This is a genomic window from Actinomyces sp. 594 (assembly GCF_019325145.1).
Lineage (GTDB): Bacteria > Actinomycetota > Actinomycetes > Actinomycetales > Actinomycetaceae > Actinomyces.
In genome coordinates this window covers 1-23,598 of sequence record NZ_PIZC01000042.1, presented here as the reverse complement: position 1 = coordinate 23,598, position 23,598 = coordinate 1, and the positions used below count along the sequence as shown (strand labels likewise).

Sequence of the window (23,598 nt, the reverse complement as noted above, 5' to 3'; positions counted from 1 at the left end):
GGTAACGAGCCGAGTTGGTCACTTAGCGCTCCTGTTGACGGGCCCGGTGGAAGCGCGCTCGATCAGCCGGGGGATCAACACCTGCTCGGTGGGCAGGTAGCGCTCTGCGGCCCTCCCGGCCGCCCGGTCCAGGGCCAGTTGTGACATGAGCGCGGGATTCTGGTCTATGGTGGTCAGCGGCACCAGGCCGGAGTCGAAGCGCCTGGCATTGTCGAAGCCGATCACACTGACCCGGTCCGGGACTCCCACCCCCGCGGAGAGCAGCCCCTGGATGACCCCGGAGGCCACCCGATCATTGAAGGCTGACACCGCTGTAGGCGGATCACTGGAGGCGAGCATTTGCGCGGCTGCGCGTATGCCGTGCTCCTGCTCCAGCCCGCCAGCGATGATCTCCGCCTCGGCGGAAAGCCCATGGGCAGCCATCGCCGCGAGGTATCCGGCACGGCGCTCCGGGCTCGACGGAGCGCTTGCGCCGTCAACATGCACAATGCGGCGGTGCCCGAGCTGCACTAGGTGATCGACGGCCGCGGCAACCCCACCCCGGTCATCAACCCTGACCACGTCCACACCTGGGCACGCAATCGGGCGGGCAACCGCGACGACGGGCACCTCCGCAGCAAGCATGCGCAACTGCGCAGCACCCAGTGACGGGCCGACCATGACCAGCGCCTCGCAGCGGTCCCGCAGCAGCGTCTCGGCTGCCCGGCGGTCGTTCACGGACCCCACTACGGCGGAGAGCACGAGCTCGTACCGGCCTGCCTCGGCCGCTGCGTACAGCCCGTCAATGATCTCGGCGTGGAAGGGCTGGTGGACGTCGAAGGTCACGCCGATTTGACTCGAGCGGCCCGACCTCAGGGAGCTTGCGCGCCTGTCAGGCCGGTATCCGAGCCGTGAGGCGACCGCCTTGACCCGGCGCCGCGTCTCCTGCGAGGCTCCGGCTGCATCGCGCATCACGATGGACACCAGTGACACCGAGCAGTTGGCCTCGCGCGCCACGTCAGCGAGTGTTACCTGCTTGCGCGACCGCTGCGCCATGGTGGCTCACCCCCGTGATTGTCCGTATCAAGCCTACGCCGAAGCATACGTGACAACAACTGTAATTTCTATAATTATAGCGGCCGGACTCGAGACCTTACGGTTTGGATTCGTTGAAATATCAGTGATTGTCGGGTGTGGTGTTACAGGCTGCGGCGCCTGCCTGGTGGCTCGTCACTAGAACGTGCTAGCGTATTTGTCATCACAAAGACCGCAGAGTCGTGGTCCTTGTGAAGCAATGCCGCGCAGCCCGGAGCGCTTGCGGCACACGACGAAGGAGTCCACCCATGACCAACAGTCCTACCCCTCCGGTTCGCATCGCCCTCATCGGTGCCGGCCGGATTGGAACGCACCACGCCACCGCAATCGCCCACGACCTGCACACCGCGGAGCTGGTGGCCGTTGTGGATCCCCGGGTCGAGGCCGCTCGCAACCTGGCCGAGCCGCTGGGAGCCCGCGCCGAGGCCGAGGCCACCGTAGTGCTGGCCGACCCTGATATCGACGCCGTGGTTGTCACCACGCCCGCCGCCCTGCACCACGACCTGATCGTCGAGGCCGCCGGGGCCGGCAAGCACGTGTTCACCGAGAAGCCCATCACCACCGAGCTGGATGAGGCCGCCGAGTGCGTTGAAGCGGCCAAACGTGCTGGTGTGGTGCTCCAGGTGGGATTCAACCGCCGCTTCGCACCCGGATTCATTGCGGCGCGTCGCGCCGTGGATGACGGCCGCGTCGGTACCCCGCAGCTACTGCGCTCGCTCACCCGCGACCCCGGCCCATACGGGGGCGATCCCGCTCGCACGCCCCTGTGGACGATCTTCCTGGAGACGCTCATTCATGACTTCGACACGCTGCGCTGGCTCAACCCCGGCGCCGAGGTAGACCAGGTGACCGCGCACGCGGATGCGCTCATCCGGCCGGACGCGCGCAGCAACGGCTTCCTGGACACCTCCGTGGTCAACCTGCACTTTGACAACGGTGCCTTCGCAACCGCCGAGGCCAGCTTCTCCGCCAGCTACGGCTATGACGTGCGCGGCGAGGTGTTCGGCGACGGCGGCATGGCCACGGCCGGCAGCGGGCGCACCACCGACATGGAGTTCTACGGTCCCGCCGGAGTCTCCTACGACACCTCCCGCGCGGACACCGACCTGCTGCACTCGGCCTATGTGGGGGAGTTCGCGGCCTTCGTGGAGGCGATCCGCGGCGGCAGCCCCGACATTCCCACCGGTGAGGACGGCGTCAAGGCCCTGGAGATCGCCCGCGCGGCCATCCTTTCCGTGCAGCAGTCCCGCACCGTTCGCCTTGAGGAGGTAACCCGATGAGCCCCGTGAACGTAGCCAATGACAATGCCTTCACCCTCGCGGCCTGCGCGGAGATGATCTTCACCGACCGGCCCTTCCTCGAGCGGGTCGACGCGATCGCCGCCCGGGGCCTGAAGGTGGAGATGTGGGACTGGACCAACAAGGATCTTGACGCGCTGGCGGCACGGCGGGCCGACGGCGTCGAGATCGTCTCCATGACCGGATACGTAGAGGGCGACCTGACCACGGACGACGGCATTTCCCGGCTGCTCACCACTGCTGAGCGGTCCCTCGCCGCCGCCGAGAAGATCGACTGCCCCCGGCTGAACGTGCACGGTACGGGCCTGGGGGAGGGCGGCATCCCAGTGGTCGCCAACGAGCGCCCCACTCCCGGCGACTGGCTGCGCGCGGCCGACACCCTGCGCCGTCTGGCCGCGCTGGGGGAGCGGGAGGGAAGGATCTTCACCCTGGAGAACCTGAACCTTCCAGTGGATCACCCCGGTTGCCCCTTCGCCCTGGCCAAGGACACGCGCGCGCTGGTGGCGGCTGTCGACTCCCCGCACCTGCGGATGAACCTCGACCTCTATCACGCGCAGATCGGCGAGGGGAATCTGATCGAGCTATGCCGGGAATCCCAGCCCTGGATCGGCGAGATCCAGGTGGCGGATGTGCCCGGGCGCGCCCAGCCCGGCACCGGTGAGATCAACTACCGTGCTGTCGCCCTGGCCCTGGCGGACATGGGATACCGCGGCACGGTGGCGATGGAGGCATTCGCCTCCGGCGCCAGTGACGACGCGCTGGATGACTTCATCCGCACCTTCACAGTCGAGGAGACTCGCTGATGACCACCGCCAGCGTCTCCGCTGAAAAGCGCAACATCGACCGGCGGTTGTTCACCATCCGCTCGATCGCCACGCTCGGCGGGCTCCTCTTCGGCTACGACACGGGCGTGATCTCCGGCGCGCTGCCGTTCCTGAAGCTGTCCCCCGCCGAGGGCGGGATGTCACTGACCGCCTTCAACGAGTCGATCGTCACCAGCTCGCTGACCGTGGGAGCGGCATTCGGGGCGCTAATCGGCGGACGCCTGTCCGACCGCTACGGGCGCAAGCGCAACATCATGACGGTGGCCGTCATCTTCCTGGTCGGTGCTGTCGGCTGCGCGCTGGCGCCGTCTTATCCCGCCCTCGTGGCATTCCGGTTCATCCTGGGCCTGGCCGTTGGCGGCGCCTCCGCCACCGTCCCCGTCTACCTGTCCGAGATCTCACCCGTCGAGATCCGCGGCACGATGGTCTCTCGCAACGAGTTGATGATCGTCACCGGACAGCTGCTGGCGTACACCTTCAACGCGATCATCGCCACGGCCTGGCCCGGGGCTCACGCCTGGCGGTGGATGCTCGTGCTCGCCTCACTGCCTGCGATCGGGCTATGGATCGGTATCCACCTGCTGCCCGAATCGCCGCGCTGGCTGGCCCGTAAAGGACGTGTCGCCGAGATGTGGGACGTGCTCAACCAAGTCCGGATGGCCGACCAGGTTCAGGGCGAGGGCGAGGACATCGTGCGCCGCGTGGAGGAGGAGGCCCGTATGGGCAAGGGCTCCTGGGCGGATCTGCGCACTCCCTGGATTCGCAAGATCACCCTGATCGGTATCGGCCTGGCATTCCTGTCACAGCTCACCGGCGTCAACGGCATCATGTACTACGCCCCCACTATCCTGATCTCCACCGGTCTGGGGGCGCAGGCATCGATCGTGGCGACCATCGCCAACGGCGTGGTGTCGGTGATCTCTGTGTACATCGGCATCGCCTTCTTCCTCAAGCGGCTACCGCGCCGCCGGATGATCCTGACCGGTCAGTCCGGGTGCGTGGCCTCCTTGATCGCTCTGGGCCTGGTGTTCCTGCTGCCAGAGTCGACCGCCCGCAGCTACCTGGTGCTGCTGTTCATGCTGTCCTTCCTGTTCTTCATGCAGTGCTTCATCGGGGTGACCTTCTGGCTGATGCTCTCGGAGATCTTCCCGATGCGGGTGCGCGGCCTGGCCAACGGCGTGGCGGTGTTCTGCAACTGGATGGGCAACGTGATTGTCGCCTTCGCCTTCCCCAACCTCATTGAGGCCATCCAGGGCAATGTGTTCTTCGTGTTCGCCCTGGTGAACCTGGGCAGCCTGGCCTTCTACGCCAAGTTCCTGCCGGAGACCAAGGGACACTCCCTGGAGGCGCTGGAGCGGATCTTCCAGGAGCGCTACTCCTGAGGGAGCCCTAGCGAGCGCACGGCAGAAAGCACGTCGGCGTTTTGATCCGTGGGGCGCGCACCGTCTACCGGTGTGCGCCCCACGGTGGTCTCTAGCTCCTGGTGCGCCGCCAGTGATCCACCCGCCAGGACGCGTCCCCCGATACGGGGCGCCACTGCCCGCGCGGATCCGAGCGGGGGCCGCCGGGGATCCAGCGGGACGGAGCGAGCGCCGGGGCATGCACCAGCCGCTGCGGGGCTATACCCGCCGCGGCTGCCTGCGCTCCGGCGTCGAGGTCAACAAGTGTTATGAGCAACTCGTCCACCAGGTCGGACTCAAGCGCCTGTTTGTAAACGGTGCCGCCGCCTATTACCCATACTCGTGGCAGGCTGCGGTAACCGTCCTCGCGTGGGTCCGGACCGAGGCTCCCGACGGCATCGTGGGCCGCCGCCAGCGCTTCGCGCAGATCGCCTGCCACGAGTGCTCCCGGCGCGGTCCAGTGGCTCCTTCGCGTCAGGACTACGTTGGCGCGCCCGTCCAGCGCGCCTCCGAGCGAGTCCCAGGTGGTGCGGCCCATGACGACGGCGCCTCCCCGGGTAGCCGCGCGGAAATGGCGGAAGTCCGCCGGTACCCGCCAGAGCATCTCGTCATCGGCGCCGATGACGCCGCTGCGGTCCTGCGCCCAGATCGCGCCTACTGGCTGTTGCCGACCCGGCTCCCCAGACGCCGGACCGGTGTGACTAACTGGGTTATTCACACCGCCACCGGAGCCTTGATGGTCGGATGGTGCTGGTAGCCGACGGAGGCGTCAATGTCATCCATAGCGTACGCATCAATCGAATCCGCCCGCTCCAACCGCAGCCGGGGGAAGGGGTAGGCGAGTGGCACCCGGGAGAGCTGCTCGTGAACCTGGGTCACGTGATTGCTGTAGATGTGGCAGTCCCCGCCGGTCCACACCAGTTCACCTACCTCCAGCTCCGCCTGCTGGGCCAGCATGTGGGTCAGCAGCGCGTAGGAGGCGATGTTGAAGGGCACCCCCAGAAACAGGTCCGCCGAGCGCTGGTAGACCTGCAGAGACAGGCGCCCGTCGGCCACGTAGCACTGGAAGAAGGCATGGCAGGGCGCCAGGGCCATGCGGTCCAGCTCACCCACGTTCCAGGCGGATACGAGCATGCGCCGGGAATCGGGGTCGCGGCGCAGGGTGTCGATCACCCCGGCGATCTGGTCGATAACCCCGCCATCCCGCGCCGGCCAGCTGCGCCACTGGGCGCCGTAGATCGGGCCAAGCTCGCCGTCGGCGCCGGCCCACTCATCCCAGATGGTGATGCCGCGCTCCTGTAGCCAGCGGGCGTTCATGTCGCCGCGCAGGAACCACAGCAACTCGCCCTTCACGGCCTTCATGGCCACGAACTTCGTGGTGATGCGGGGAAAGCCCTTGGTCAGGTCGTAGCGCAGCTGCCTGCCGAACAGCGAGCGGGTTCCGGTGCCGGTACGGTCCCCCTTGCGGGCCCCATCGAGCAGGACTTCCGCCAGCAGCTCCTCGTAGGCGGTATCAACACCGTCCGGTGGCGTCAGTCCCATCCGCGAAAGGTGTGGGTACTCGCTACTGCTGTTGGCGTTGTCGCTCATGAATGCGTCTCCGTCTCATCCAGTGCATCTGCTGGGCGTGCCGCGCCCACACTATCGGTACTTGAGCGGATTGCGGGTACTCCCGCCACGCAAGGGGGATCGATCAAGCCGGGAAGCCCCCGCCGCGGCTCACGCCGCGTCGGGGTCGTCAAGCAGGTGCAGGCGAATGCCGGCCCCGTGCTCGATCGTGTGACCGACCGTGCAGCCGCGCTCGATGGCCCGCTCGACTCGCTCATTCAGCGTCTGCCGCTGCTCGGGGCTGAGCGAGGCGAAGTCGGCGATGATCTGCACATCAAAGTCGCTGTAGCGCTCCTCCTCCTCGTTCTTCAGCGTGGACACGATGAAGTTGGCGTCGAAGTCCTCGCCGAGAGCCTTGGCGAGCCGGTGATCCGCAGACAGGGTGTTGCAGGCGCCCAGGGCGATTTTGATCAGCTCCCCGGGGGAGAACTCGCCCTCGCCCATGCCCACGCGGACCTCGGCCCCGCGGGAATTGTGGCCCAGGTACTGCCGGGTGCCGGTGCGCTCGGCCCAAACCGAGTTGCTCTGCGTGGGGGTGATGATGTCATCGAGATTGTTCATGGCTGGATGGTGCCATGCGGTTCACCGGGAAGACCAGGACATGCGCGTTTGGCGGAACGGGAATATCCGCGGGCGTGCTCGTGGAATATCCGTGGGCTGCCCGCGGCGAGGTGAGCGGCGGGCCGGGCTGGACCACCCGGCAGGTTCACGCGTTGGCGAGCCAGGCTGCGCCGCGCCGCTGCTCGTCGGCCACAACTCTGCCGACTCTGGCAAGCGCCTTCTCCTCTACGCTGCGCCCGACCAGGGGCACCGAGACGGACAGGTCCAGGTCGACCACGACACTGGTGGACTCGCCGTCCGCGCCCGAACCCATGGACATGGCTGCGCCGACTTTTACCGGGGCGCCCTTGACGGTGGCCTCCAGGCTGCCGGTACGAGACCCGTCTGCCGCGGGTTCCGTCCAGGACTCGGTCAGTCCGAAGGAGACGGCGGAGCGGACGAAGCGCGCTGCTGCGGAAGGCAGGCGGGAGGGCGGCACCGAGCCGGAGGTGGTGGCGACGAATCCGCGCCCGCGGGCGGCGACGTCGACGCTCATGTCATTGAGCTGCAAGCGCTCGAAACGAGCTCGCTGATACGCGGGATCGGCCAGCATGGCGGCGACGCGTGCCGGATCGGCGGGGTAGGTGATGGTGACGCGCTTCTTCATGCCTACGATCCTGCCATGTATCGCTGACGATTAGCGTGCATCTACTACGCGTTGTGCCTACGCCCACGTTCTGGCAGGTAGGAGCCCCCGGGCGGACGGCTGGCCGGGGCCAGGCCGTGGACGCGGGTTCGCCGCGCAGCCGGTGCAAGGACGACGTGTGGCCGATTCGGCCGTGCATCCCGGTAGCATCGGGGCGTGTCGAGTCTTCTGCCCTCCTCGGTCCGCGGCATCGTCAGTCTGCCTCCCACAGACCTGGACTGGTTGCACCAGCTCATGGCGGACTGGCAGGTGGTTGCCGACTTGTCCGTGTCAGACCTGGTGCTGTGGGTGTACACCGATTCCGGTCGCTTCGTGGCCGCCGCACACTCACGTCCGGCCACCGGTGCCACGGTCCACTTGGAGGACGTCATTGGGCGCCGCATGCCCGCCGCCCGCGAGGTCCTGGCCCTCGAGGCGTTGACGAGCGGGCAGATCGTGGTGGCTGCGGCGCCCGAGTGGACCGGCTCATCGGCGGTGCGTGAGGAGTACGTGCCGGTTATGCACAGTGGCCGGGCCATCGCCGTCATGACCCGGGAGACCGCCGTCGGCGTACTACGAGGCGGACGCATCGTGGACAAGCCCCTCGAGGTACTGGCGGATGCCCTGTGCCTGATGATCGCCCAGGGCGCTTTCCCCATCAACGGTGCCGCTACCGGCATGCGCCATGGCACACCGCGGGTGGGTGACGGCGTGGTCAGCCTCGACGACGACGGGGTGGTCACCTACGCCTCACCGAATGCGCAGTCCTGCTTCCACCGGCTCGGCGTCGCGGGCGACATCGAGGGATGCCAGCTCGCCGAGGCCGTCACCAGCATCATCCCCGAGCGCACGCCCGTGGATGAGACCATGGCGGTGGTGCTGATGGGACGGCAGGCCTGGCTGACCGAGGTGGAGGTCGGGGGCGTGTTCCTCTCACTGCGCTCCATCCCGCTGCGCCGGGACGGGGCCAGAGCCGGAGCGCTGCTGCTGGTGCGCGACGTCTCGGAGATCCGTCGCCGGGAGCAGGTGCTGATGAATAAGGACGCGACGATCCGCGAGATCCATCACCGCGTCAAGAACAACCTGCAGACAGTGTCTGCCCTGCTGCGCATGCAGGCTCGCCGTGCCACCAATGAGGAGACGCGCATCGCGCTGACCGAGGCGGAGCGCCGGGTGGGCACGATCGCCACCGTGCACGCGGCGCTCAGCCAGAACGTGGATGAGAAGGTCGACTTTGACGAGGTCTTCTCCTCAGTGCTCCGCTCGGCTGCCGCCGTCGCCACCCCCACCGGACACGTGTCCACCCGGTTGGAGGGGGAGTTCGGCATTGTCGACGCCGACTCCGCGCAGGCGCTCGCCACCGTACTGGCGGAGCTGGTGACCAACGCGGTTGAGCACGGCCTGGAGGACCGCGACGGCACCGTGACAGTTCGGGCACAGCGCGAGGGCGGCCAACTGACCGTCCACGTGATAGACGACGGAGTGGGCCTGGTGCCCGGCACGGAGATGACCGGCCTGGGCACGCGGATTGTGAGCACACTCGTGCGCGGCGAGCTGTGCGGCTCGATTGACTGGCGGCCCGCACCCAGCGGGCGCGGCACAGACGTAGTAGTGCATGCCCAGCTGAGTGACTAGCGGGGCGATCAGTGCGCCTGGTCTGTGCTCGTGCGCATGTGCCGCCCCGGGCACTCCCCGGACCTGGCGCGCACCCAGGCCGTGGAGCACCTGCCTGAGAACCCGCTGCTATCAGGCGGTGTCACGCGCGCGGCGGTGCGAATTAGTCAGTCCTGTTCAGTTCGCTTCCCGGAGCGGAGATCGGGCAGCGCAGGGCATCCAGCCCAGGGGCGGCGCTCGAAGGCGCTCAGGAGGACCTGCGGGCGCGAGCGGCGCGGCGCTTCAGCGAGCGGCGCTCATCCTCGCTCATACCGCCCCACACTCCGGCGTCCTGGCCGTTCTCCAGAGCCCACTTCAGGCAGGTGTCCACGACCTCGCAGCGGGCGCACACCTCCTTGGCCTCAGCGATCTGCGCGATCGCGGGGCCGGTGTTGCCGACGGGGAAGAACAGTTCCGGGTCGACCGTGAGACAAGCTGCCTGGCTCCGCCAATCCATAGAGGCTCCCTTCGGGGACATGAGTGCTGCTGCGGTGCGCGTTACGTGCCGTCCCGAAATCGCCGAGGCGGGCGTTGGACCACCGCGTCCTGCCCCAACTTTCACACGCTCACCGGGCCGGGGCAAGACCCCGTAGGTGAGAGCTGTGCCGACGGCCTGTCGTGATGGTCACAGTCAACTGCGGTGTTACTGCAACGGTTACAGGGGTGAAACCTCGGCCTGGCGCCAGGCAGGCCAACAGCTGGCGGAGCCCGGTGCCAATGCGCGCGCATGGGGCGCTCACTGCTCATCCACTCGGGCGGCCGGCTCACGCACGACCTGCAGCGGGGTCAGGCCGCCGCGCCACACCAGCACGCCGCGTCCCGGCACGGTGGCGCCGCGCGGGTCAATACTGCCGCGCAGCTGCCTGCCCGCGGCCTGCGCGGCCGGTCCCAGGCCCGGCCACAGCACCAGCACGGCCCCTCGTTCCCGCAGCAGGGCAAGCGGACCCCGATAAGTGCCGGCCGCGCGCTCCGTGGTCGCGGAGGCGATCACACAGCGCCCCTGGCTCACCGCCGCCTCCACGCGCGCCTGCACCCCGGGGTCACTCAGGTCCAGGTCATCGGCGACGAGCGGGGCGGAGGCATCCGCGCCGACGGCGGTGTGAGCACAGCGGGCCAGGGCCGCAACCGCGGTACTGCGTCCGGATCCGGGAGGCCCAACCACGAGCACACACCCACCGGGCAGCGGCACCGGGGCGGCGCTGTCACCGCCCACCGCCCAAACGCCCGGAGCGGACGGCACTGTTATGGGGATTTCCTCCAGCCGGCGCAAACCGGGGCCGGGGCCGCGGTGCTCGTCCGGCTCGGGCAGAACCACCTGACATGCGGTGGATTCGCCGCCGTCGAGCAGTACGCCGCGCCCCGGCCCCCGACCCGTGACGACGCCACGCGGCAACCCCGCCAGGGAGGCCTGAGTCGGCTGCACGGCCCCGAGCACCAGCCGCCGCCGTAGCGGTACGGTCCAACGCGCATTGGCTACCGTCAGCGGCGCAGCCACCAGCACCCCGGTCCCGGTCGAGGCGGCCGCGCGCACCACTGACTCGAGCAGCGCCAGTCCTTCACCCGGTCCGAGTGCCTCGTCCACAGACGCCAGCATGACGTCGACGTCGTCAATGGCCAGCAGGTCCCCGCGCAACGATCCCGCGGCCGCCAACGACCAAAGACGTGCCAGGCGCCGGGGATCGTCCCCTCCCACGACGGTACCCACCCCGGCCCGTCCCGCCAGCTCGGCCGGAGCGGAGTGCGGCTGTGCGCACACGTGCACATTCACGCCGCGGGCGAGCGCCCCCACCGCGGCCGAGTACACGGCCGTCGAGCGCCCGCATCCCGCTGCTCCCAGCACCAGCAGCGGCTCTGCCGGAGACCATACCCACGTGCCCAGGCGCTGCTGCTCGGGCAGGTCCGTCAGTAGCAGGATGCAGTCCGCGGAGCCAGCAGTGCCCTGCGCCTGCTCCGGCAGCGTCCCCGGGGCGGGCGCGGGCGCCTCGCGGGCGGCGGCGAGGGCGCGCGCCTGCCGACGGCGCACCCGCGCAGGCAGTGGTGGTGCCCAGGGGCGCCACGGGGTGATCGTGCCGGCCGCGGCGGCGACCTCCTCGATCAGGGCCGCCAGATGGCGCTCTGTGCCGCACCAGGGCGCCTGCAGCACCTCGCCCGCCTGCGCCTGCGTCCCGGTGGACGTAAGCACTCGGCCCGGGTGCGCGGGCAGGTGCGCGGCGCCGTCATGACCCAGTACGTCGCGGGAGTCCGCCGGATCCAGCACGCGCAGGCACACGCGCAGATTCGTGTTCGCGCGGATCGTGGGGGACACGGCGCCGCCCGGACGCTGCGTTGACAGAATCAGGTGGATACCGAGGCTGCGGCCCTGCGCGGCCACCCTGACCAGCGAGTCGAGCACCTCCGGGTGCTCCGCTGCCAGGGTGGCGAACTCGTCAACCACCAGCACTAGCCTGGCGGGCGCGATTCCCGCAGCCAGGTAGGAGATGTCCTTGGCGCGGTGGTCGGCGAGCAGGCGCTCGCGGCGGCGCACTTCGGCCTCGAGTGACTCCAGGGCGCGGCGGGTGCCCGCCGGATCCAGGTCGGTCAGGACCCCGGCTGTGTGCGGCAGCTGGGCCAGCGGGCCGAAGGCGGCCCCGCCCTTGTAATCGACCAGGACCAGCGTCAGTGCCGTCGGTGGCCGGGAGGCCGCCAGCTGCAGCAGCCAGGAGATGAGCAGCTCCGACTTGCCCGAACCGGTTGTGCCCGCGAGCAGCGCGTGGGGACCATCCCGGACCAAGTCGACGGATACCGGCCCGCGGGAACCCACGCCCAGGACGGCCGGCAGGCCTGCAGACACCGCCTGCCAGCGACGTCGCAGAAGCGCTCGATCCAGGTCGGTGCACACCTCCTCTATCCGCACGCTTCCCGGTAGCTCGGCGGTCCGCCCGGCGGCCTCGTCGGTGCCGAGCAGCGGGATCCCCGCAGCAGCCAGGAGGACCGACCACCAGCGCTCACCGGGATCCACGGTCCGCCCGCGCACCGGCAGCACGCTGACAGCTACGGCCGCCCCCGTCAGCATCCCCGCGTCCGCGGCGCTCACGCTGACTTCCGACCGCCTGCCCTCGGGTCCCCAGGAGACATGCACAGCGGTAGCGTCCGCCTGCACCTGCCCGACTCCGCGCGCCAGCACCTGCGCGCCCCACCAACGCACGGCTGCTACCGCCATCGGCCCGGTCAGGGCGACGGAGTCGCCGGCGGCCACCCGTAACACCGTCCGACGCCGTCGGCGGCCGGTCCAGGCACGGACCTCATCCGCTTCCCTGGAGGAGGACTGCGCCCGGTGGGGCCCGCGCTCCCCGGCGTGCCGCACAGCAACGGCCAGAAGCATGCCCGCGGGGTCGGGAGTGCGCGCGCGCCGTCCGCGCCATCCCGCGGTGCCGGATACCGTCCGGCCCCGCCGATTCCCAAGCATCGGCACGAACCGAAGTAGCAGCATCACCCCCATGGGCGCCATGGCCAGCGCTCCCAGCGCTCCGCGGTTCCCGGTGCGAATAGTGACAACTACTAGCGTCACCAGCAGCCCGGCGGCCAGCCCCGAACCGAGGAGCATCCACCGGCTTTGCGCCGGTGTGGGCGGCTGCGGCGGGTGCAGGTCCGCGGGACGAGGACGCAGCTCCACCAGCGTCTCACCTAGGCGCAGCCGAGCTCCCGCGCGGCATTTCCGGGGCCGTGATCCCAACTTGCGCCAGCACCAGCGCCTGCGCACGCGCACACCGTTAGCGGAACCCGCATCCGACAGCAGCACACCGCGGTGGGTTTGCCGTACTCGTAGGTGCGATCGGGAGATGGCCCGATCCGTGAGCACCCCGTCACGGCCGATGGTGCCCCGCTCGGGCAACGGGACTACGAGGCCCTCATCGCAACCGTCGAGCACCGCCAGATGCCAGGCAGATGCCAGCGCCTCGCGGGCGGCGGAAGCGGCCGGTGCGGCGGGGTCGGTCATCGTTGGGCCGGGCGCGGACGCACCGGTCCCGGCCAGCGGTGGCGCGGGCGGTAGGAGCGAATCGGTGTGCATGGGCTGAGCCTGCTCCAGGCGGCCGGTACTGCGGGGCGGGCCTGGGGATGGGCCGCGCCCGCGCTGCTGCCAACGACGCCTGTGGATAGCGGCGCGTATCAGCCTTGGTCGGTAAGGCGATGCCGGGCGGTTCTGAAACAGTCAGGGACGTGGGGGAGGATGAGCCCATGAGCGAAGCCCGCCCCGCAACTTCAGCCGCCCTGGCCGCCGATCTGGTTAAGGTGCCCGCCGCCGTGCGTGCCCGCTGGACTGAACTGGTCAGGGTCATCGAGCGCGCCCGCGATGCCTACTACGCCGCCGTGGACTCCCAGAGTCCCTGGTCCGATGCCGAGTACGATGCCCTGTATCGCGAGCTGGAGTCACTGGAGAAGGCTTATCCAGCGCTTCAGCTGTCGGGCTCGCCCACCCAGTCCGTGGGCGGGCGGCCGACCACGGACTTCGCAGCGGCGCCGCATTATGCGCGCATGTACTCCCTGCAGGACGTGTTCGACCTGGAAGAGGTGGAGCAGTGGGCGCAGCGCATGGCGGCGGAGACCGGAGTGCCCGACGCCGAACTGGCGATGACCGCGGAGGTGAAGATCGACGGCCTGGCGGTCGCCCTGACCTATGAGCACGGCGTACTGACTCGCGCCGCCACGCGGGGCGACGGCGTAGTCGGGGAGGATGTCACTGGGAACGTGCGTACCATCGCCTCCGTGCCACTGGTGCTGGCAGGTGACTCGCATCCGGCCCGGGTGGAGGTACGCGGCGAGGTTTACTTCCCGGTGGACGCCTTCCACGAGTTCAATGAGCGCCGTCGTACCGAGAACCTCCAGCGGGAGGCACAGGGCCGCCCCCGCCTGCAGGTATTCGCCAACCCGCGCAACGCCGCTGCCGGCTCGCTGCGGCAGAAGAACCCCGCCGTCACAGCCGCCCGGCCGCTGGCCATGATCGCCCACGGGATTGGCGCCATAACGCCGGCTCCCGGCCAGCAACTGCCCACTACCCAGCACGCCTGGTATGAGCTGCTGGAATCCTGGGGGCTTCCGGTCTCCCCCTACAACGAGGTGGTACGCGGACGAGCTGAGCGCGAGGCATACATTGCGCGCTATGCCGACCACCGCCATGACCTACTGCATGAGATTGACGGCATCGTGTTCAAGCTGGATTCCCAGCCGCTGCAGGACGAGCTGGGCTACACATCCCGTGTCCCCCGCTGGGCCACCGCCTATAAGTACCCGCCCGAGGAGGTTCACACCCGCCTACTGGACATCGACGTCCAGGTCGGCCGTACCGGCCGCGTCACCCCCTTCGGGATCATGGAGCCGGTGCTGGTGGCCGGTTCTCGCGTGTCCCGGGCCACCCTCCATAACGCCACCGAGGTAGCCCGCAAGGCGGTCAAGATCGGTGACATGGTGGTTCTACGGAAAGCCGGAGACGTCATCCCGGAGATCGTGGGACCGGTCCTTGAACGGCGCGACGGCTCCGAGCGGGAGTTCACCATGCCGCGCAACTGCCCCTCCTGCGGAACGGAACTGGCCCCGGCCAAGGAGGGCGATATCGACCTGCGCTGCCCCAATACCCGCTCCTGCCCGGCGCAGCTGACCGAACGGATTGCCCACATCGGCTCGCGCGGCGCCCTGGATATCGAGGGCCTGGGAGACGAGGCCGCCCTGGCACTGACCCAGCCCGACGCCGGACGCGCAGAGGTCCTGGCCGCGCTCGCGGCGGGTCACCTGCTCGAGACCGAGCGTGGCCGCCTGCACTTGTCGGCGTCCGAGCTGGGGGCCCTCCACCCCTCCGAGCGAGTCGGGGCGGCCGAGGCACTGCTGTCCGCCGCTGGCGCGTCCGAGCAGCAGCCGGCGCTCACGGGTGAGGCCGGGCTGTTCGAGCTGACGGCGGCCGATCTGCGTGAGGTGTTTGTCTACCGGCCCGTCACCCGTGGCGGGCTGCCTACCGGCGACTGGCGGCTACTGCGTTTCTTCTGGTCCAAGCAGACCTACACCAAGGAAGGCGAGGTCAAGAAGCCGACCCGGCCGGGGAAGCACGCCACGGCCATGCTTGCCCAGCTCGATGCGGCCAAGCGTCAGCCCCTGTGGCGAGTCCTCGTGGCCCTGTCCGTGCGACACGTGGGCCCGACGGCGGCCCGTGCGCTGGCTGCCCGCTTCGGCTCCATGGAACAGCTCCAGGCCGCCGGCGTGGAGGAGCTGGCGCAGGTGGAGGGGGTTGGCCCAACGATTGCCGCCGCTTGGAAGGACTGGCTTGAGGTTGACTGGCACCAGCAGATCCTGTCCCGCTGGGTGGCCGCCGGGGTGCGCATGGCTGATGAGACCGCGCCGGGGGAGGCCGTGCCCCAGACGCTGGGCGGCCTGACCATTGTGGTAACTGGCACGCTGCAGGGCTTTACCCGGGATGGTGCCAAGGAGGCCATTGTCTCCCGCGGTGGCAAGGCGTCCGGTAGCGTCTCAAAGCGGACGAGTTACGTCGTCGTCGGCGAGAACGCAGGTTCTAAGGAGGCCAAGGCACGCGAACTGGGCCTGCCGCTGTTGGACGAGGCCGGCTTTGAGACCCTGCTGGCTGGTGGCCCCGAGGCGCTCGCAGCCGATTCCTGACGTGCATCGGCCCACCCGGGGTCTTCACCCTCCGGGTGGGCCGAGTGCCTGGGCGGTCCGCCGGGCCGCCCAGCGTCGCTAGACTCAGTAGTGGCTTACCACGGTGGTTCCGATCTCGGACCAGTCATAGAACCACTTAGCCTCCGAAACCGGCATGTTGAGGCAGCCGTGCGAGCCGGAGAATCCCCAACTGGAGCGCCAGGGGGCGCCGTGCAGGGCGTAGCCCTGGTAGAAGTAGGCGATCCAGGGAACATTCTCGGTCTCGTAGTTCGTCCCGTCGGCGTTCTGACCGCGCATGGTCTGCGTCTCGTACTTCAGATAGACGTGGTAGGTGCCGGTTACGGTCGGGGTGGCGGCGGCGCCGTCGACCACGGAGACAGGCCCGCGCATAACCGTCGCACCCTCGTAGGCGGTCACTGTCTTGTCAGACAGGTTGATATCCACCCACTTCTCACCGTCGGCCGCCTGGTAGACCAGGTTCTCGGCGCCGTCGGCGATCGCCCGCTCCTCCCACTGCTCGTCGCTCGTGGTCATCTCGAAGCTGCCGCTGTAGGCCTCGCCGTTGGACAGCGACTTTGAGATCGCCTTGGCAACGGCTTCCGCGTTGTTGACCGTCTGCCCGGCGACCGCCTCAACGCTGGTGGCAACGACCTCGCCGGCGGAGTTGACGTTCCGTTGTCCCACCACCGGTGTCACGTTCGCCTCGGTCGCCTGGGCGTCGACCCACTGCGCAACCTTGCCGCTGTCGATCGACAGCGTGGGAGCAGCATCAAGGCTCTCCGTCACCGAGATCCAGGACGCCTTGGTCGCGGCGTCTGCGGTGTAGGAGGTGTCCCCGGAGGCGGTGGCCACGGTGACGTCCTGGGAAATCCACTCGTTCGCGGTATCCGCCACCGCCTGTGCGTCCTCGTCCGAGACCGCCGGCTGGGTGTTCTCGTAAGTGACGTCCACCGAGCTGGAGCTGAGTGAGGCCGCGGCCGCGGCGGCGGCGTCAGCCAGGGTGCCTGTATCAACACTCAGGCCTGCACTTGCGGCGGTGACCTCGAAGGCGGTCGAGTCAGAGTCCAGCTTGATAGAGGCGTTCTTGGCCTTTGAGTGGTCGTCGGGAACAAGACCGCCGGCGTAGTCCTCGAGCACGGCGTCGTCGCTGGAGGTGACCACACCGATATCGGCGTGGTTCAGCAAGGCCCTGAAGCGGTCGATGATGCCGGCTCCATGCTGCATGGCTGCATCCGCGGTGGCATCAGCGTCCACCGTGGTTCCCAGCTCGGCGAGCGTGGCGGTGGCCTCGGCGTCGCCGGTGATAGTAACCGTGGCGGCGTCCGCCTTAGTGCTGACCACGTCGGCAATCTCCTGCCGGCTCATCCCGGCCACATCGATGCCCGCCACCGTGGTGCCCGGGACCGCGACGTCCGCGTAGTGCTCGGCGTAGGCGTACCCGCCCACACCCATCAGTATGGCTGCCGTGGCCACGGCAGCCAGTGCCCGCCGACGGCGCCGGGACAGGCGTTTGGCGGGGGTGGTGTCCGCCGCTTCTGCGCTGGCGGCGGATGCGGGGGAGGGGTGAGTCGTCGCGGCGCTCTGAGCCGAAGCGGGCGAGGCGGTCGTAAACGCTGTGTCCGGCTCCGCCGGCGTCGCGGCTTGGGGCGTGTCCGCACTGGGTGAGATTGAAGGCGGCATGGAGGCCGGTGGCGGCGCAACGGCAGACTGTGCCGTGGCGCTATTCGCGGTGTCGGTATCCGACGCCGATACGGGTGGGGAGAGCGGCTCCGCGGGCGCGGCGGCGGGTGTGCCCGCTGTCGGTCCGGATCCGTTGGCCGCCATTTTTGAGGTTCGTGCGGTGGCAGGAGTCTCGCCGTACGGGCTTTTCAGGACCGTGTTGGAGGCAGCGCCATCGGCGACGGGTCCGTCGGCCGGTGCCGAGGACTCGTCCGTCTCCTCCGGGAACGGCCCGGTGGGGAGCTTGTCGCTTTGCATAGGATCCTTATTCGCCGGCAGCCTGCCGCAGTGACGGACCGCCCTGTTCTGGGTATCCGCTCCAGCCGCGGAACCTTCAGCGTCAATGACACCGGCCTGCGCTGGGAATGTCAATGTTGTCCGACTCCGCGTGCCTGTGACTTCCCACATGCGAGCCCGACGGCTGCTGGCGCTCGAGGCGTGGCGTCGGGGACTGCGTCCCACGGTGGGCGCGCGCGGCGCGGTGTCGGCTCGGCAGTGGGACGGTGAGTGGATAGACTCGGGCGCATGTCTGCCATTTCCAAGGATGAGGTGATCCGCGTCGCGGCGCTCGCGCGCGTGGCCCTGAGTGATGAGGAGGTCACGCGGCTGGCCGGCGAGCTGGACGCAGTTGCCTCCTCGTTCGCCCGGGTTACGAGCGTGGTCACACCCGATCTGCCGGCCACCTCGCATCCAGTTCCGCTAACCAACGTGATGCGGGAAGACGTTCCCGGCCCGACGCTCGACGTCGGTGAGCTCCTCGCCGGCGCACCCGCCGCCGAGGACTCAGCCTTCCTCGTGCCCCGCATTCTCGGAGAGGACTCCGCCTCGTGAACAACGAAACCCGCCCGAGCGCCCAGACGTCGACGGGCAGCAAAACCGCAGCCGACCGGATGGATGCCATTACGCAGACGGCCGCGCAGCAGGCGGCCGCCCTGGCCGCAGGCGCGGTCTCCTCCCGCGAGCTCACTCAGGCGCACCTTGATCGCATCGCCGCCGTCGACGGTGCCGTGGGAGCCTTCCTCGACGTTGATGCGGACAAGGCGCTGGCTGCTGCAGACGCAGCCGACGCCGCCCGTCGGGAGGCCGCCGCGGCCGACGGCACCGTGCCGGAGCTGACCGGTGTGCCGGTGGCCGTAAAGGACCTGATCGTCACCCGCGGCCAGGTCACCACAGCCGCCTCTAAGATCCTGGAGGGCTGGGTCCCGCCCTATGACGCGACCCTGGTGAAGAACCTGCGGGCGGCCCATCTCCCGATTCTGGGCAAGACCAACCTGGACGAGTTCGCCATGGGTGGCTCCACCGAGCACTCGGCCTTCGGCCGTACCGCCAATCCCTGGGACCTGGGCCGCATCCCGGGCGGCTCCTCGGGTGGTTCTGCGGCCGCCGTCGGCGCCTTCGAGGCTCCAGTCGCCGTCGGCACCGACACGGGTGGCTCCATCCGGCAGCCGGCCGCCGTTACCGGCACCGTAGGCGTCAAGCCGACCTACGGCACGGTCTCGCGCTTCGGCGTGATCGCCATGGCCTCCTCCCTGGACACGCCCGGTCCCATGGCGCGCACCGTGCTCGACGCTGCGCTCCTGCACGACGTCATTGCCTCGTACGACCCGCTCGATTCCACGTCGCTGCCGGACGCTCCGCGCGGCATGGCAGACGTGGTGCGCGCTGCCCGGGAAGGGGCTGATTTGAGCGGGCTACGCGTTGGCGTCGTCGCCGAGCTCGACGGCGGTGAGGGCTACCACGCCGGCGTAGTCGACTCTTTCCACCAGGCCCTGGCTTTGCTGGAGGAGGCGGGCGCCGTGGTTGAGACCGTCTCCCTGCCCCACCTGGAGTACGCACTGGACGCCTACTACCTGATCATGCCGGCGGAGGCGTCCTCCAACCTCGCCCGTTATGACGGCATGCGCTACGGCCTGCGCGTAGAGCCCACCAAGGGCCCGGTAACTGCCGAGACCGTCATGTCCGCCACGCGCGGCGCCGGGTTTGGCGATGAGGTCAAGCGGCGCATAATCCTGGGCACGCACGTGCTGTCCGCCGGCTATTACGACGCGTACTACGGCTCCGCCCAGAAGGTTCGTACCCTGGTGCAGCGTGACTTCACCGCGGCCTGGCAGCAGGCGGACGTGCTCGTGTCCCCGACGGCGCCGGTCACGGCCTACCGCTTCGGTGAGAAGGACGACCCACTGGCCATGTACAAGTTGGACGTGACCACCATTCCAGCCAATCTTGCCGGCGTGCCGGCCATGAGCCTGCCCTCGGGGCTGAGCGATGACGGGCTGCCTGTCGGTTTCCAGATCCTGGCGCCGCAGCGCGCCGATGACCGTCTCTACCGAGTCGGCGCGGTGCTGGAGGAGATGTTGGAGAAGAAGTGGGGCGGTCACCTGCTTGCCCAGGCCCCCGAGCTGGAGGTGAAGTGACGTGAGTGATGAACTGATGGACTTTGAGGAGGCCGTGCGCCGCTACGACCCGGTGATCGGCCTGGAGGTGCACGTGGAGCTCGGAACGGCCACCAAGATGTTCGACGCCGCGCCCAACGTCTTCGGGGCGCAGCCGAACACCATGGTGACTCCGACGAGTGCTGGTCTTCCGGGCTCACTGCCGGTGGTCAACGGCAAGGGTGTGGAGTACGCCATTCGGATCGGCCTGGCCCTGGGGTGCGAGATCGCTGAGACCTGCCGCTTCGCTCGGAAGAATTACTTCTACCCGGATCTGTGCAAGGACTTCCAGACCTCCCAGTCGGACGAACCGATCGCCTACGACGGTGCCGTCCCGGTGGAGCTGGAGGACGGCACGGTGTTCACGGTGCCGATTGAGCGGGCTCACATGGAGGAGGACGCCGGCAAGAACATCCACATCGGCGGTACTGATGGCCGCATCGAGGGTGCCGACCATTCCTTGGTGGACTACAACCGTGCCGGGGTGCCACTGGTGGAAATCGTCACCCGCCCGATCGAGGGCGCCGGCGCCAGGGCCCCGGAGGTCGCCGCGACCTATGTGCGCACGCTGCGGGACATCTTCCGGGCGCTGGGCGTGTCCGAGGCCCGGATGGAGCGGGGCAATGTGCGCGCGGACGTCAACGTCTCCTTGCGTGAGAGTCCTGACTCGCCTATGGGCACGCGCACCGAGACCAAGAACGTCAACACCTTCCGCGGAATTGACGCCGTCGTGCGCTACGAGATCAGCCGCCAGGCGGCGATCCTCGCCGCCGGCGGTACGGTGCAGCAGGAGACCCGGCACGGGCAGGCCGACGGCACCACCCGCGCCGGGCGTATCAAGTCCGACGCCGACGACTACCGCTATTTCCCCGAACCCGACCTGGTACCGCTCGCGCCCAGTCGTGAGTGGGTTGAGGAGATCCGGGCGGGTCTGCCGGAGATGCCGGCGGCAAAGCGACGCCGTCTGAAGGCTGAGTGGAACCTGGCCGACGACGAGATGCGCGACGTCGTCAACGCGGGCGCGCTCGAGCTGATTGAGGCCACGGCTCTGGCCGGCACGACCGGCCAGGCCGCGCGGAAGTGGTGGATGGGGGAGTTGGCCCGAGCTGCCAAGGAGCAGGAGGTCGCCCTGGAGGACCTGCCCATCACCCCCGCGCAGGTGGCCCAGCTGCAGAATCTGGTTGACTCCGGTCGGCTGACGGACAAGCTCGCGCGTCAGGTGCTGGAGGGCGTGCTGGCGGGTGAGGGCGATCCCGAGGCAGTGGTGGAGGCCCGCGGACTCGAGGTCGTCTCCGATGAGGGCGCACTGCTGGCTGCGGTCGACGAGGCCCTGGCCGCCAACCCCGATGTCGCCGAGAAGATTCGCGGCGGCAAGGTCAAGGCGGCGGGTGCCATCGTCGGTGCGGTTATGAAGGCCACTAAGGGCCAGGCTGACGCGCGCCGAGTGCGCGAGCTGGTTATGGAGCGCGTGGGCGCGTGAACGCTGCTCGCGGAGGGCGGCGCAGCACTCGCGGTCGCGCTGGTGCATGACGGGATCTGGCTGTCTCATGGTTCACAACCATGAGACAGCCAGATCCTTGCTCGCCGTGAGGGGATAGGCTCGGATCAGCAGATTCAGCTTTGAAGACCGGCGACCGTCGTTGGTCTGTCCAAGATTTCCACAACGGAGGAACACGCCCCCATGGCACAGCCGAGTCCCAGCTACACCGTCGCTCTCCACCTCGAGGTCCCTGCCTCTCAGAAGGCCGTCACCACGCTCGTTGACACTGCCTCTGCGACCGGGGCCATCGTCAACGGCGTGGACGTCGCCGATACCGACGGAGACACACTGATCGTTGACCTGACTGCCGACACGCGCGATTCCAAGCACCGGGCCGAGCTGGTTGACGCGCTTAAGAAACTCAGCGGCGTCATCGTCCACAATGTCGGCGACTCCACCTTCCTTGCCCACGTGGGCGGAAAGGTTGAGGTTGCCCCCCGTACTCCCATTCACAACCGCCGGGACCTGGCTCGGGTGTACACCCCCGGGGTCGCCCGCGTGTGCAAGGCAATCCATGACCACCCCGAGCGTGCGCGTCAGCTAACCATCAAGAAGAACACGGTTGCGGTCGTCACGGACGGGACCGCGGTGCTCGGCCTGGGGGACATCGGCCCCGAGGCAGCCATGCCGGTTATGGAGGGCAAGGCCGTGCTGTTCAAGCAGTTCGGCGACGTCGATGCCTGGCCGGTTGCGCTGGACACCAAGGATCCCGAGGAGATCATCAAGATCGTCAAGGCGATCGCCCCTGCCTACGGCGGCATCAACCTTGAGGACATCGCCGCACCCAAGTGCTTCGACATCGAGGCGCGCCTGCGCGAGGAACTCGACATCCCGGTCTTCCACGATGACCAGCACGGTACCGCCATCGTCACTCTCGCAGCGCTGATCAACGCGCTCAAGGTCGTCGGCAAGAACATTGAGGACGTGCGTATTGTCCTGTCGGGGGTGGGCGCGGCCGGTTCCGCCATTGCCAAGCTGCTCATGGCTCACGGCGCCACCGACATCGTCGGCTATGGCCGCTCGGGCGCGCTCAACAGCGAGCACACCGAGGGTATGAACGAGCACCGCAAGTGGCTGGCGGAGAACACCAACCCGCGCCACGTCTCCGGCCCCCTCAAGGAGGGACTCAAGGGTGCCGACGTGTTCATCGGCGTCTCTAGCGGGAACCTGCTTGAGCCGAAGGACCTCGCAGCGATGAATGAGGGCGCGATCGTCTTCGCGATGGCGAATCCGACGCCAGAAGTGGATCCCGTGGGAGCAGCCGACTACGCGGCGGTGGTCGCGACCGGACGCAGTGACTTCCCGAACCAGATCAACAACGTGCTGGCGTTCCCGGGCCTGTTCCGCGGGCTGCTGGACACCGGAATCACCGAAATCTCCGTGGAGCTGCTGCGCGCTGCGGCTACCGGGATCGCCGATGTGATTGCAGACGAGGAGTTGAGCCCCGTCTATGTCATCCCGGGTGCGTTCGACAAGCGGGTCGCCGCCGCGGTTGCGAAGGCCGTGCGCAAGTTCGCAGCCGTGTAGGCACCGCGCTTCGCCCCTATGAGGTGAACAAGCGGACTGCGGCGAGGACGAGTCCGGCTTGCCGGTAAGCGGAGCATCAGCAATACAGGCCCGCACAGGGCCGTCGAGGAGGCTGTTGGCAGCGCCCGCAGGGGTGGCGCCAACAGCCTCCTACCGCATTTACCGCCCGCTAGCACCGCTGCCTGCACGTGTTGGCGCGCTGCACGTAGCGGAGACACAGCCGGGCACAGGAGGTCCACGGAATCGATACCCGTGCCCTGCCTCTGTCCGCGGCCGGGATGCGGTGACAGAGGCGTGGATGCTGCAGGAGTCTTCTTGCAGCAACGTGCTTAGTGGCCTGATTCATAGGCGTCCAGTTTGACTGGTACCGGCATGAAGGCGCTAAAGTACAGCTCGCCGCGTCGGGCTAGCGCTCGAATAAGCACGGACCGCGCGGCTCCGTGATCGCGAGGGATCGGCTGTGATCGGGGACATGATCCCCGAACTTGACAGTCGAATGTGAACCTCATAAGATAGCGGATGCTGCTCGTCGGAGCGGAGGGTGTCCTAAGGACCTCTCGAGCGCCGAATGGGTGTGTTGTTTGGGATCTCGATAGTGTGTCGTGTTTGTTTGTTTGGTTGGTGTTTTTTGTTGGTTTCTTTGTTTGGTTTTTGTTTTG

17 protein-coding genes are annotated in these 23,598 nt (G+C 68.4%); 9 read left to right on the top strand and 8 right to left on the bottom strand.

Annotation, left to right across the window (positions count from 1 at the left end; all coding sequences use genetic code 11):
- Positions 1 to 18: 18 nt before the first annotated feature.
- On the bottom strand, positions 19 to 1,035 hold the full coding sequence (locus tag GZ998_RS07000; protein WP_219109435.1) for a LacI family DNA-binding transcriptional regulator: 1,017 nt from the start codon (positions 1,033 to 1,035) through the stop codon (positions 19 to 21).
- Positions 1,036 to 1,322: 287 nt separating this feature from the next.
- On the opposite strand from GZ998_RS07000, the gene GZ998_RS06995 reads away from it, so the two are divergent.
- From GZ998_RS06995 to GZ998_RS06985, 3 genes are read left to right on the top strand one after another with little or no spacing between them, the layout of a single operon-like run.
- Positions 1,323 to 2,354, top strand: a complete 1,032-nt coding sequence (locus GZ998_RS06995; RefSeq protein WP_219109434.1) for a Gfo/Idh/MocA family oxidoreductase — start codon at positions 1,323 to 1,325, stop codon at positions 2,352 to 2,354.
- Positions 2,351 to 3,175 carry a TIM barrel protein gene (locus GZ998_RS06990; protein ID WP_219109433.1) on the top strand — a complete coding sequence of 275 codons (825 nt, stop codon included), beginning with the start codon at positions 2,351 to 2,353 and terminating at the stop codon, positions 3,173 to 3,175. Before GZ998_RS06995 ends, GZ998_RS06990 begins: the two co-directional genes overlap by 4 nt.
- Positions 3,175 to 4,578, top strand: coding sequence for a sugar porter family MFS transporter (locus GZ998_RS06985; RefSeq protein ID WP_219109432.1), 1,404 nt, complete (start codon positions 3,175 to 3,177; stop codon positions 4,576 to 4,578). Before GZ998_RS06990 ends, GZ998_RS06985 begins: the two co-directional genes overlap by 1 nt.
- A 91-nt stretch (positions 4,579 to 4,669) precedes the next feature.
- On the opposite strand, the gene GZ998_RS06980 is transcribed toward GZ998_RS06985, so the two are convergent.
- From GZ998_RS06980 to GZ998_RS06965, 4 genes are all read right to left on the bottom strand, one after another.
- A complete protein-coding gene (locus GZ998_RS06980; RefSeq protein ID WP_219109431.1) occupies positions 4,670 to 5,314 on the bottom strand; it encodes a dihydrofolate reductase in 645 nt (214 codons plus the stop codon).
- On the bottom strand, positions 5,311 to 6,186 hold the full coding sequence (locus tag GZ998_RS06975) for a thymidylate synthase (RefSeq protein WP_306823044.1): 876 nt from the start codon (positions 6,184 to 6,186) through the stop codon (positions 5,311 to 5,313). The genes GZ998_RS06980 and GZ998_RS06975 overlap by 4 nt, the downstream gene beginning before the upstream one ends.
- A gap of 129 nt (positions 6,187 to 6,315) precedes the next feature.
- Positions 6,316 to 6,765, bottom strand: a complete 450-nt coding sequence (locus GZ998_RS06970; RefSeq protein WP_161923892.1) for an OsmC family protein — start codon at positions 6,763 to 6,765, stop codon at positions 6,316 to 6,318.
- Between the two features lie 145 nt (positions 6,766 to 6,910).
- Entirely contained in the window at positions 6,911 to 7,411 is a 501-nt protein-coding gene (locus GZ998_RS06965; RefSeq protein ID WP_161923893.1) for a DUF2505 domain-containing protein, read from the bottom strand.
- 195 nt (positions 7,412 to 7,606) lie between these two features.
- On the opposite strand from GZ998_RS06965, the gene GZ998_RS06960 reads away from it, so the two are divergent.
- On the top strand, positions 7,607 to 9,064 hold the full coding sequence (locus tag GZ998_RS06960; RefSeq protein ID WP_219109430.1) for a sensor histidine kinase: 1,458 nt from the start codon (positions 7,607 to 7,609) through the stop codon (positions 9,062 to 9,064).
- A gap of 226 nt (positions 9,065 to 9,290) precedes the next feature.
- Here GZ998_RS06960 and GZ998_RS06955 read toward each other — a convergent pair whose 3' ends face one another.
- Entirely contained in the window at positions 9,291 to 9,539 is a 249-nt protein-coding gene (locus GZ998_RS06955; protein WP_008729815.1) for a WhiB family transcriptional regulator, read from the bottom strand.
- A 279-nt stretch (positions 9,540 to 9,818) separates the two neighbouring features.
- Positions 9,819 to 13,130 carry an FHA domain-containing protein gene (locus tag GZ998_RS06950; RefSeq protein ID WP_219109429.1) on the bottom strand — a complete coding sequence of 1,104 codons (3,312 nt, stop codon included), beginning with the start codon at positions 13,128 to 13,130 and terminating at the stop codon, positions 9,819 to 9,821.
- 167 nt (positions 13,131 to 13,297) lie between these two features.
- On the opposite strand from GZ998_RS06950, the gene ligA reads away from it, so the two are divergent.
- Positions 13,298 to 15,721 carry an NAD-dependent DNA ligase LigA gene (gene ligA / locus GZ998_RS06945; protein ID WP_219109428.1) on the top strand — a complete coding sequence of 808 codons (2,424 nt, stop codon included), beginning with the start codon at positions 13,298 to 13,300 and terminating at the stop codon, positions 15,719 to 15,721.
- 84 nt (positions 15,722 to 15,805) lie between these two features.
- Here ligA and GZ998_RS06940 read toward each other — a convergent pair whose 3' ends face one another.
- Positions 15,806 to 17,401: a L,D-transpeptidase gene (locus GZ998_RS06940; RefSeq protein WP_257505451.1), complete on the bottom strand. Its 1,596-nt coding sequence runs from the start codon at positions 17,399 to 17,401 to the stop codon at positions 15,806 to 15,808.
- Between the two features lie 564 nt (positions 17,402 to 17,965).
- On the opposite strand from GZ998_RS06940, the gene gatC reads away from it, so the two are divergent.
- The 4 genes from gatC (at position 17,966) to GZ998_RS06920 (ending at position 22,939) form a co-directional block, all read left to right on the top strand.
- Positions 17,966 to 18,271, top strand: a complete 306-nt coding sequence (gene gatC, locus GZ998_RS06935) for an Asp-tRNA(Asn)/Glu-tRNA(Gln) amidotransferase subunit GatC (RefSeq protein ID WP_161923897.1) — start codon at positions 17,966 to 17,968, stop codon at positions 18,269 to 18,271.
- A gap of 59 nt (positions 18,272 to 18,330) precedes the next feature.
- Positions 18,331 to 19,854 (top strand): Asp-tRNA(Asn)/Glu-tRNA(Gln) amidotransferase subunit GatA, encoded by a 1,524-nt coding sequence (gatA, locus tag GZ998_RS06930; protein ID WP_219109443.1) that lies wholly within the window; start codon positions 18,331 to 18,333, stop codon positions 19,852 to 19,854.
- 1 nt (position 19,855) lies between these two features.
- On the top strand, positions 19,856 to 21,352 hold the full coding sequence (gatB, locus tag GZ998_RS06925) for an Asp-tRNA(Asn)/Glu-tRNA(Gln) amidotransferase subunit GatB (RefSeq protein WP_161923898.1): 1,497 nt from the start codon (positions 19,856 to 19,858) through the stop codon (positions 21,350 to 21,352).
- A 201-nt stretch (positions 21,353 to 21,553) separates the two neighbouring features.
- Positions 21,554 to 22,939 carry an NAD-dependent malic enzyme gene (locus tag GZ998_RS06920; protein ID WP_161923899.1) on the top strand — a complete coding sequence of 462 codons (1,386 nt, stop codon included), beginning with the start codon at positions 21,554 to 21,556 and terminating at the stop codon, positions 22,937 to 22,939.
- The last annotated feature ends 659 nt before the right edge of the window (positions 22,940 to 23,598 follow it).

Bases quoted from the DNA above. Each gene is read 5' to 3' on its own strand.
- GZ998_RS07000 (WP_219109435.1), bottom strand. From the start codon at position 1,035: ATGGCGCAGCGGTCGCGCAAGCAGGTAACACTCGCTGACGTGGCGCGC.
- GZ998_RS06995 (WP_219109434.1), top strand. From the start codon at position 1,323: ATGACCAACAGTCCTACCCCTCCGGTTCGCATCGCCCTCATCGGTGCC.
- GZ998_RS06990 (WP_219109433.1), top strand. From the start codon at position 2,351: ATGAGCCCCGTGAACGTAGCCAATGACAATGCCTTCACCCTCGCGGCC.
- GZ998_RS06985 (WP_219109432.1), top strand. From the start codon at position 3,175: ATGACCACCGCCAGCGTCTCCGCTGAAAAGCGCAACATCGACCGGCGG.
- GZ998_RS06975 (WP_306823044.1), bottom strand. From the start codon at position 6,186: ATGAGCGACAACGCCAACAGCAGTAGCGAGTACCCACACCTTTCGCGG.
- GZ998_RS06970 (WP_161923892.1), bottom strand. From the start codon at position 6,765: ATGAACAATCTCGATGACATCATCACCCCCACGCAGAGCAACTCGGTT.
- GZ998_RS06965 (WP_161923893.1), bottom strand. From the start codon at position 7,411: ATGAAGAAGCGCGTCACCATCACCTACCCCGCCGATCCGGCACGCGTC.
- GZ998_RS06955 (WP_008729815.1), bottom strand. From the start codon at position 9,539: ATGGATTGGCGGAGCCAGGCAGCTTGTCTCACGGTCGACCCGGAACTG.
- GZ998_RS06950 (WP_219109429.1), bottom strand. From the start codon at position 13,130: ATGCACACCGATTCGCTCCTACCGCCCGCGCCACCGCTGGCCGGGACC.
- ligA (WP_219109428.1), top strand. From the start codon at position 13,298: ATGAGCGAAGCCCGCCCCGCAACTTCAGCCGCCCTGGCCGCCGATCTG.
- GZ998_RS06940 (WP_257505451.1), bottom strand. From the start codon at position 17,401: ATGCCGCCTTCAATCTCACCCAGTGCGGACACGCCCCAAGCCGCGACG.
- gatC (WP_161923897.1), top strand. From the start codon at position 17,966: ATGTCTGCCATTTCCAAGGATGAGGTGATCCGCGTCGCGGCGCTCGCG.
- gatA (WP_219109443.1), top strand. From the start codon at position 18,331: ATGGATGCCATTACGCAGACGGCCGCGCAGCAGGCGGCCGCCCTGGCC.
- GZ998_RS06920 (WP_161923899.1), top strand. From the start codon at position 21,554: ATGGCACAGCCGAGTCCCAGCTACACCGTCGCTCTCCACCTCGAGGTC.